This window comes from Mycobacterium paraffinicum (genome assembly GCF_025822865.1).
GTDB lineage: Bacteria > Actinomycetota > Actinomycetes > Mycobacteriales > Mycobacteriaceae > Mycobacterium > Mycobacterium paraffinicum.
Genome location: NZ_JACKUR010000026.1, coordinates 1 through 9,190, shown reverse-complemented (window position 1 = coordinate 9,190; position 9,190 = coordinate 1). Strand labels below are relative to the sequence as shown.

The 9,190-nt window shown below is 62.5% G+C and carries 5 protein-coding genes and 1 pseudogene; 2 read left to right on the top strand and 4 right to left on the bottom strand.

All coding sequences use genetic code 11. From position 1 onward, the window contains the following. Positions 1-57: 57 nt before the first annotated feature. From H7J89_RS17280 to H7J89_RS17270, 3 genes are all read right to left on the bottom strand, one after another. Positions 58-267: an MbtH family protein gene (locus H7J89_RS17280; RefSeq protein ID WP_264044922.1), complete on the bottom strand. Its 210-nt coding sequence runs from the start codon at positions 265-267 to the stop codon at positions 58-60. Between the two features lie 97 nt (positions 268-364). Further along, a complete protein-coding gene (locus H7J89_RS17275; protein WP_264044921.1) occupies positions 365-2,125 on the bottom strand; it encodes a carbamoyltransferase family protein in 1,761 nt (586 codons plus the stop codon). A 141-nt stretch (positions 2,126-2,266) separates the two neighbouring features. Next, positions 2,267-3,271, bottom strand: a complete 1,005-nt coding sequence (locus tag H7J89_RS17270; RefSeq protein ID WP_264045061.1) for a zinc-dependent alcohol dehydrogenase — start codon at positions 3,269-3,271, stop codon at positions 2,267-2,269. Positions 3,272-3,761: 490 nt separating this feature from the next. Between H7J89_RS17270 and H7J89_RS17265 the strand changes: the two genes are divergently transcribed. Continuing rightward, positions 3,762-6,839 (top strand): peptidase domain-containing ABC transporter, encoded by a 3,078-nt coding sequence (locus H7J89_RS17265; protein ID WP_264044920.1) that lies wholly within the window; start codon positions 3,762-3,764, stop codon positions 6,837-6,839. 151 nt (positions 6,840-6,990) lie between these two features. Next, a complete protein-coding gene (locus H7J89_RS17260) occupies positions 6,991-7,761 on the top strand; it encodes an aspartyl/asparaginyl beta-hydroxylase domain-containing protein (RefSeq protein ID WP_264044919.1) in 771 nt (256 codons plus the stop codon). Between the two features lie 395 nt (positions 7,762-8,156). Here H7J89_RS17260 and H7J89_RS17255 read toward each other — a convergent pair. Next, positions 8,157-9,080, bottom strand: a pseudogene (locus tag H7J89_RS17255) (IS256 family transposase); the annotation flags it as partial. Positions 9,081-9,190 lie beyond the last annotated feature (110 nt).

Here is a 9,190-nt window from a genome sequence, read left to right as displayed (position 1 = left end):
GGGTCATCCGACTCTCCCGGGTTCGGTCGGTTCACTTGTCCGAGGCTTTCGCGTTACCTAGGCGAGTCTCTCGCGCAGGCTCTTCGGCCGTATGTCCGTCCAGTTCTGTTCGATGAAGTCCAGGCAGTCCTGTCGGCCGGCCTCGCCACACACCACGCTCCAGCCGGCCGGGACATCCGCAAACAACGGCCACAGACTGTGCTGTTCCTCGTCGTTGACCAGGAAAAGGAACGTGCCGCTGTCGTTATCGAAGGGATTGGTAATCAAGGGTTATTCCCGTTCGGTTGTCGGCTCTTGGCCGCGTCAATGCGAGTCGCCCCCCGGGTGTGAGTTACTTACTACCAGATAGTAGAACTCGACATGCTCATCTTGCGCGGCTTATCAGGATGTTCTCCAGGAACAGATACTCGATTCCGGTGCCCAGAAAAGTTTCCATAGCTTCCGTGGGTGTGTTAACAATCGGTTGGCCCTTTACGTTGAAGCTCGTGTTGAGCACCATCTCTCGGCCCGTGGCGCGGCCGACAGCGCCCAGCAGCGTGTGGAACGACGCATTGTCTTGCTTGCTTACGGTTTGTACGCGAGCCGAACCGTTGACGTGTGTGACCGCCGGAAGTTGGGCTCGATGTTCTTGTCGGACATCGGCGGTAATAATCATGTACGCGAGCTCCGTCATTGGTGGAACCTCGAACCAGCGATCCACTTGCTCGATCGTCACCGCAGGAGCGAACGGCCGGAACGCTTCCCGCATTTTAACCATCAAGTTGATCCGGTCCCGCATCTCCGGGTGGCCAGGATCCGCCAGGATGCTTCGGTGGCCCAGGGCACGCGGACCGAACTCCATCCGGCCCCTATACCACGCAAGGACGTGACCGTCACGAATCAACTCGGCGGCACGCTCGCAGGCCGGTTCGAGGCCATCGAATCGCTGGACCTCGATCCGGTCGCCGGCCTCCGCGATCGTTGATTCGATCGCGTCGGGGGTCGGGGCGGGCCCGAGAAACGGAACCGGGAAGCGTCGATTCGGAAGGCCCCCGTCGCGCAGCGATGTCCGGTAGAGAGCCGCTCCGAGCGCGGAACCATCGTCGCCCGCGGCAGGCTGAATGTAGATGTCATCGAAGAGGCCGGACCGACGCAGTTTTCCATTGGACGTACAGTTGAGTGCGACACCACCGGCCATGGCCAGCTTGCGCAACCCCGTCTGGCGGCCGAAGTGCCCGCAGAGATGCTCAATCGCCCGGTCGAGACCGGCCTGTAGGCCTGCGGCGACGTCCCGGTGGTCGTCGGTGATCGGGTCGTCTGGCATCCGCGGCGGACCTAGATGCTCGGTGAGATGACGACGGGTGGCCAGGTGATTCTCCCGCTCTTCGCGGGACCGGTTGAGTGCGAGCGGGGGGATGCGAATGGAACCGTTCGGACGAAGGTCAATTGCCTGTTCGAAGAACGCTTGGAACCGTTCCGGATCGCCATAGGGTGCCAACCCCATGATCTTGTACTCGTCAGCACCGAAATTGAAGCCGAGGTGGAGCGTCACGAGCGAGTACAGGATCCCGATCGAATGAGCCGCTGAAATCTCATGAAGCTTCTCTAGCCGTCTCGCCCTCGCTCGATAGACGGTGGCGCTGACGACCTCACCCATTCCGTCGATGACGACGACCAAGCATTCATCGAACCCGGACGTGAAATACGAACTCGCCGCATGTGCGAGGTGGTGGCCGACGTGATGGACGCGCTCCACAGGAAAGCCCGGTAGGTCTCGTTCGACGAGACGCAGAAGCGCTTCACGACAATAGACTTCGCGGTACAGGTCCGCGGCGTCCGGGTCGAGCGAGAAGAGTGGTTGGAAGGGTTCGTAGTCAAAGCCGTGTGCCAACTCATCGACATCCTCGAGCGCCAGGCCGGCCTCCGAGAGGCAATAGTCGATTGCCCGGAGAGGGAACCGCGCGCTGTGCTTCTCCCGATTGAACCGCTCCTCTGCCGCGGCGGCGATGACCCGCCCGTCGACCACCAGGGCCGCAGCGGCATCGTGGCCCTGGGAGATCCGATACTCGCGTTCGTCGAGCGAGGGCCAATGGGCTCGCTTGAACGGCATCGAATTCTCAAAGCCGCTGATTCCCAAGATATTCATGCCAAGTATTCCTGCGCGTCGCTGTTCAGTGCCCAAGCACGTGATGCAGAAATGTCAGGCGATGCTCGACGATTTTCGTGGTCAAACCAAAGACCAGTTGGTCGAGGCGCAGTAGCCGAGATCATCTGAGCCGCAGGCGGATTAGGAGGACGGCGTCGACAACGCCGGTTCGTCGACGCTGAGAGCCGCCTTCTCCCTTGCGAGGCGCACCGGCGTCCACTCGGCATCGACGGGATCGGGGGCCAGAAATCTCTTGAGGTCCTCGCCAACGTCATCAGCGGCGAGCACGGTGGCGAAGTCTTCCAATGGGTGAACCTCCCCGAAGAGGTCGGCGACGTCGTGGCGAGTCAGGAAATCAAGGGATTCAGCGAAGGTCGCGTAGGACACCGCTTCGAGTATCACCTCCTTGCGCACGGCCGCCGCAAGGTCGATCGCCACGGGGGTGGGAGGCCGACTCTTGAGAATGATCCGACCTCCGGGACGCAAGACCCGGATGATGTCGTCGAAGGCTTGCGCGATGGGTTGGGTTTCGATGACGAAGTCGTAGGTATCGGTTTCCAGCGGTGCCGATGAATCCATTCGGTGCGTCTCAATCGCGGGAAAACCGGTCGCCGAAAGCACTCGCCGAGTCAGCTCCGCAATCCGGTTGTCTCCATAGATCAAGCCGCGATCTCCCGGCCGGATTTGGGCTTTCAGCACTGCAAGTGAGGCACATACCGGTTCGGTGTAGGCGCCTTCCCTGAAGGACATCTTCTCGGGAAGATGATGCACCACCTGAGCCGGCACCGCCATGTACTCCGCGAAGGCTCCATCCCGGCCAACTCCGAGAAATTCGTGGTGCGGGCAGCATTCTGGCATGCCGCTGGTGCATCGCAGACACGCTCCGCAGGGGATGGCTGGCATCACGGTAACCCGGTCTCCTGCGGCGAACCCATGGTCGCCCCGCCCGGCAGCGGCGACGACGCCTGCTAGCTCGTGCCCGAGAATCAGGGGGTTGGCAGACGACATCCTTCCCTGAGCGACGTAGACATCGGTGCGGCATACACCCGCCACTGCGACCCGGAGGAGTAGCTCTCCCGGTTGCGGCTCAGGGATCGGCACTCGACACCTCTGGACGGAAGGCCCTTGCTTGACCACCGCCCACATCTCCGTCACCCTGCGCATTCCTTCCGGGTGAAACGTCTGTTACAGGCGTTAGGGGTCTGTAAGGGTCTGAGGTTGCGGCGACCCGTCGAACGGTGCCAATGGCCGCGCCCAGCTTACCCTCGCGTTTGCCGAGCGGGGCGCGCTACGAGAAGTGTCGGAGATGTGAGTTATATCTCCAAGCGACCCCCGAGGATTTGCAGCGCCTGGCACAATGTGCTGATCGCCGCGGGAGGTCACCATCGATTGCTGATCGTTGACAAGTTTGTCAATTAGCTCTTGCCGCGAGACGTCCAGATCAATGACTGGCGCGCGGAAGTTGCCGCGTACGCGCGGACACGGACTTGGGAGGTCATGATGCATCTCCACGAAGAGATAGCGGGCACGCCGCCCGACGGGGGCCGACGGCCCGTGAACCGCTATGGCCGTCTCTGATCGCCCGCTGACGCCAACCGCCCCGCCGAACCTGCGACGGGTCCCATTGCTGGAATTGATGCCTGCAGATGTTCGTCAACTGGTGGAGCCGTCGTTTACTCCAGTGAGCTTCGGCTTCGGCGAGGTGATCGTCGCCGAAGGCGATCGCGCCGACGCAATGTTCGTCATTCAGTCCGGAACCGCGCAGGTGATCAAGACCGGTGAGCACGGCAAAGATTTACCGCTCGACGTTCTGTGCTCTGGCGACATGTTCGGCGAACGATGCCTCCTGGATCCCGAGCGTCACCGTACGGCCACGGTGCGTGCCACCAGCCCGGTCCAGGCGCTGCGGCTGGACCGTGAGAAATTCCAGGCCTTGGTCCATACCGAGCCAGAGGTGGGCCGCTACGTTCAACTTGACGTGCGGCGCCGCGAGTTGCGCGATTTCCTCGGCCGATACGCCGCGTTCGGTGACCTTCCCCCAGACGGAATGCGTGCGCTGCTGTGCGGGCTGGTCCCCGAAGCACACAGCGCCGGCGAGCTGATAATCCGCCAGGGCGACCCGGCGGGCCCGATGTACATCATCCGCCACGGCCGGCTGCGCGCTCATACCGATGACGACTGCACCCGCGAACAGCCACCGGATCTACGCCCTGGAGATTTCTTCGGCGAGGTGTCGCTGCTGCGCGGCACGGCGCGCAGCGCCAGCGTCGAGGCAGTCACCGATTGCGAGTTGTGGGCGGTGGAGCCGGATTTGTTCGCCCAGCTCGCTGCCAAATTCCCCGAGTTTCGAGAAGGCGTCGAGCAGCGTGTCTCTGCCTACGACTACCGCCGCTCCGCGCACGTCCCGCCTGATTTCGCTGAGGAGGTGCTGCCGGCGGATGCCGCTGGACCCGATGTCCTGAGCGAAGAGCTTCCTCGTGCCGCTGCGACCGCGGACCCATGGTGGGCGGAGGGCGACAGCGAAATCGAGCAGTTCGACGACTTCGCCCGGCACCGCAAACGAATCCGCCGCTTTCCCTTGATTCTGCAGAACGATTCCACCGAGGCCGGTGCCACCTGCCTGGCGATGATCTGCAGGTACTACGGCCGCAAGGTGTCGTTGGCGCACGTGCGGGAGGTTGTTCACACCTCAGTCGACGGGACCAGCCTGTCGGGCATCAGCCAAGGCGCGAAGGCGCTCGGGTTCAAGGTGTCCGCGGCAAAGGTATCCGAGGATCGACTGGACTCGATGACGCTGCCGGCGATGATGCATTTGACCAATAACAACTGGGTCGTCCTCTTTCACATCGATGCGCGGCACGCGTGGGTGGTGGACCCGGCGCGCGGCCGTCGCCGGTTGGAGCGAGCCGAAGTAGAGGCAAATTGGTCGGGCTACGCGGCCTTGATCGCGCCCACCGAAGCGCTGATGGAGGTCCCCGAGCAGCGTTCGCCGGTCAGCTGGTATATCCGATTCTTCAAGCCCTACCGGCGCACGCTGCTCGTGGCATTGGCGCTGGCGTTCCTCTCGGCTGCCGGCTCGATGCTCATCCCGGTGTTGAGCAAGGTCGTCGTCGACAAGGTGATCCACCTACACGACATCGGGCTGCTCAGCGAGCTGGTGCTGGCCATGTTCGGCGCGCTGTTCTTATCCGTCGTGGTCACGATCGTTCAGAGGCTGTTGATCAGCCGCATCGCGGTGCGTGTGGACCGGGATTCGCTGAACACGCTTTCCCAGGTGCTGCTGGCACTGCCGATGACCTACTTCCGGGCCCGGCGCATCGGCGACATCGGGCGGCGGCTCAGCGGCTTGCAGTTGGTGCGCGAGATCTCGATCAACAGGGCCGTAGGGTGCCTCTCCGCCATTACCCAGGTTGTGGTCGCGGTCGCGGTCATGTGGGCATTCAGTTGGCGTCTGACGCTCGTATACCTGCTCAGCGCCCTTCCGCTGTACGGATTATTAATGTGGTACGCGCAGGCTCGCCTGCTGCCGGCTTACGAAGGCCTCGAGGAATGCTGGAGCAAATACCAGTCCCGGCAAATCGACTCGATCAGGGGTATCGAGACCGTAAAGGCCATGGGTGCCGAGGAATCGCTGCGCCGGACAATGCTCAACGAGTTCGACGAACTTTCCGACAAGATCTACCGGGCCGATGTCGTGCTCATGCTGTACAACGGCGCAGTCCAGCTGATTTCTTTTCTGTCGCTGGCTCTTTTTTTGTGGCTCGGCGCACTGCAGGTATTACACCAAAACCTCACCGTCGGAGGGTTGATCTCCTTCAACGCTTTGGTTCTGCTCAGCAATCAACCCCTGGTGACGGTCGTTTTGTCGTGGGACATGCTGCAGCAGATGGTGGTTCTACTCGGTCGCCTCAACGATGTGCTCGAGCGGACGCCCGAGCAGGGTGCGGATCATTCGGCTTTGGCGCCAGTGAAATACGTTTCGGGCCATATTCAGTTCCGGGACTTGAGTTTCCACTATCCCGGGCCGGCTCAAACAAGAGTGCTCGACGCGATCGACTTCGAGGTACGGCCCGGCTCCAGGGTTGGCATCGTCGGCCGGAGCGGGTCGGGCAAAACCACGCTCGTCAAGTGCCTGTGCGGACTGCTCGAACCGACCGGGGGAACGATCCTCTACGACGGTCACGAATTGACCGGCCTGAACCTGCGCGATCTCCGACGCCAGATCGGCGTCGTGCTGCAAGAGAATCACATGTTCGACGCGACGATCGCCGAAAACATCGCTTTCGGCACCGAGCAGCCTGATCCCGAGCGGGTGCTGTGGGCGGCACGCGCGGCCAGTGCCGCGGCGTTCATCGAGCGCCTGCCCTTGGGTTACCAAACCCGCATCGGCGAATCCGGCCTTTTGCTGTCCGGCGGACAGCGTCAACGGATCGCGATAGCGCGGGCGGTCTATCACCGTCCTCCGGTACTGGTCTTCGACGAAGCCACCAGCGCGCTCGACACCGAATCAGAACGGGCGGTCCAACAGAATCTCGACCAGCTGCTCCAGGGACGCACCTCGTTTGTGATCGCACATCGGCTCAGTACGGTGCGGGACGCCGACGTGATCCTGGTGCTCGAGCAGGGCCGGCTCGTCGAGCGTGGCACACATGACGAGTTGATGGCGCGCCAGGGCTTGTACTACTACCTGTGTAGCCAGCAACTCGGCATGTGAGCGGGCCATGCCCACGGGCGTCCCGAATGCGTCGACAGCACCCCGGATCGGCGACGAGAATGCCAGCACCGACGCCGGCGACGTAGCGTAGCCTGACGTTGCCGCGTTGTAATGGGCCTGAGCTCTTTGGTCCGACATAATAGGAGTCGACATGTCCGAGCAAACGGTTGATTCCGGGCACGACCGAATTGCATTGATCAGTGCACAAGTACGACAACACTTTTCGTCGAATGCCGATGAAATCCGTGCGGCGGCACTCGTCGAAGCCGGTTTACGGACCGGATGTAATCTGCCAGTAAAGCCACCCGATCCGCTTCAACAGCCCTTGACGTTCTACCCCGGACTGGACGCTCGCGCCTGGCACGATCCATCGCAATTCGATTGGGTACCCGCGCTTGAGGCAGACGCACCAACAATTGCGGCCGAGATGTCGGATCTCTTCGCGCGTAACGTCTTCGCGGAAGTCTATAACCCGCGCGATCGCTGGATAGCGGAGACGGGATCATGGACGTCCCATCGCCTTTATGTAGAAGGCGCCCGAAACGAGGATGCATGGGCTTTGGCGCCGGTCACGACGGCCGCCGTAGCCCGGATACCAGGTGTTGACACCGCAGGGCTGGTTTCTTGTGCCGCCGTTACTGGCGGGACACATCTCGCGGCGCATTGTGGCCCGAACAACGCTCGACTGCGGTGCCACCTCGGATTGAAGGTTCCTCCCGGGTGTTCCATTCGAGTGGGGCGCGAAACTCGCACTTGGATTGAAAGCAAAGTGATCATCTTCGATGACTCGTTTGAACATGAAATTTGGCACGAAGGTACCGGAACGCGGTTGGTACTGATCTTCGATGTCTGGCATCCCGATCTCTCCGATACCGAGAGGCGGGCGATCATGTTCGGCAGGCGTCTTTTGTACGGCCCGTAAATTGGCGCAACAAAGTTGAAAATCATCCAAATCGAAATGCGTTGCAGTGCAACTGTAGTCGGGTCGAAAGCCCCACCACGGCCGCCTCGTACCGATCGTGATTTGACGCTGGGTCGACCTCCCCTGGCCCCGGCACGGGCATTCGAGATACGGGCGCGGTGGCTGACAGGCCGGCCGGCGTGGGCGCTCAGCGCCGGCTTCGGTGGCGTCTTAGAGTGACCGCAGTCAACCTACCGCTCCGAAATCTCTTAAATTGCGACGGCGATCGGAGACCTCTCCCCTACTGCTGGCGCTGACGGGCCGCCATCCACCCCTCTGACGCGTCCAGGTTGCCCCGACACATTTCATGGTCGCGCCCCTCGCCTCGAAAGCCGCAACCGCCGCAGCAAACCGCCAAGCAGAGCGGCAGGGTTAGGGAACACTCCGACGACGTCGGTGCGGCGTTTGATCTCCTTGTTCAGCCGCTCCAGGGGATTGGTCGACCAGATCTTCTTCCAGTGCGCGGCCGGGAAGTCCGCGAACGCGGTGATGTCCTCGGCGGCCTGGCGCAGCATGGTCTCGACTTTGGGGAATTGGCGGCCGAGCATGCCGGCGATGGTGTCGAGCTGCTCGCGGACGTGCTCGGCGTCGGGTTGGGCGAAGATCGTGCGGATCGCCGCGGCGACCATCTCCGCGGAGCCCTTGGGCACCTGGGCCAGCAGGTTGCGCAGGAAATGTACCCGGCAACGCTGCCAGCTTGAGCCGATGAGGACTGCCTCAATGGCGGCCCTCAGGCCGGCGTGGGCATCGGAGATGACCAGTTGCATCCCGGCCAGGCCGCGCGATTTCAGCGACCGCAGAAACGCCGTCCAGAACGCCCCGTCCTCGGAATCGCCGACCTCGAAGCCGAGGACTTCGCGGCGCCCATCAGCGGCCACCCCGGTGGCGATGACCACCGCCTGGGACACCACCCGGTGATTCACGCGCGCCTTGCAGTAGGTGGCGTCGAGGAACACATACGGAAAGCGCTGCTCACCCAGGAGACGGTCCCGGAACGCAGCGACCTCGGTGTCGAGGTCCTTGCAGATCCGGGAGACCTCGCTTTTGGAGATCCCGCTGTCGGCGCCCAGCGCTTTGACCAGGTCGTCGACCTTGCGGGTGGAGGTGCCGTGCAGGTAGGCCTCCATCACCACGGCGAACAGGCACTGATCGACCCGGCGTCAGCGCTCCAACAACGCCGGGAAGAACGACCCCGAGCGCAGCTTGGGGATGCGTAGCTCCAGGTCCCCGGCGACCGTAGTCAGTGTGCGCGGCCGTGAGCCGTTGGGGTCTGCTGCACGAATAGGTGACATGTCCAGTTACGCGGCCTGATCGGCCGGTGGGGTCATGATTGCTTCGAATTCGACGGGGGTCAACCGGCCCAGGGCGAGTTGACGGCGTCGTCGGTGGT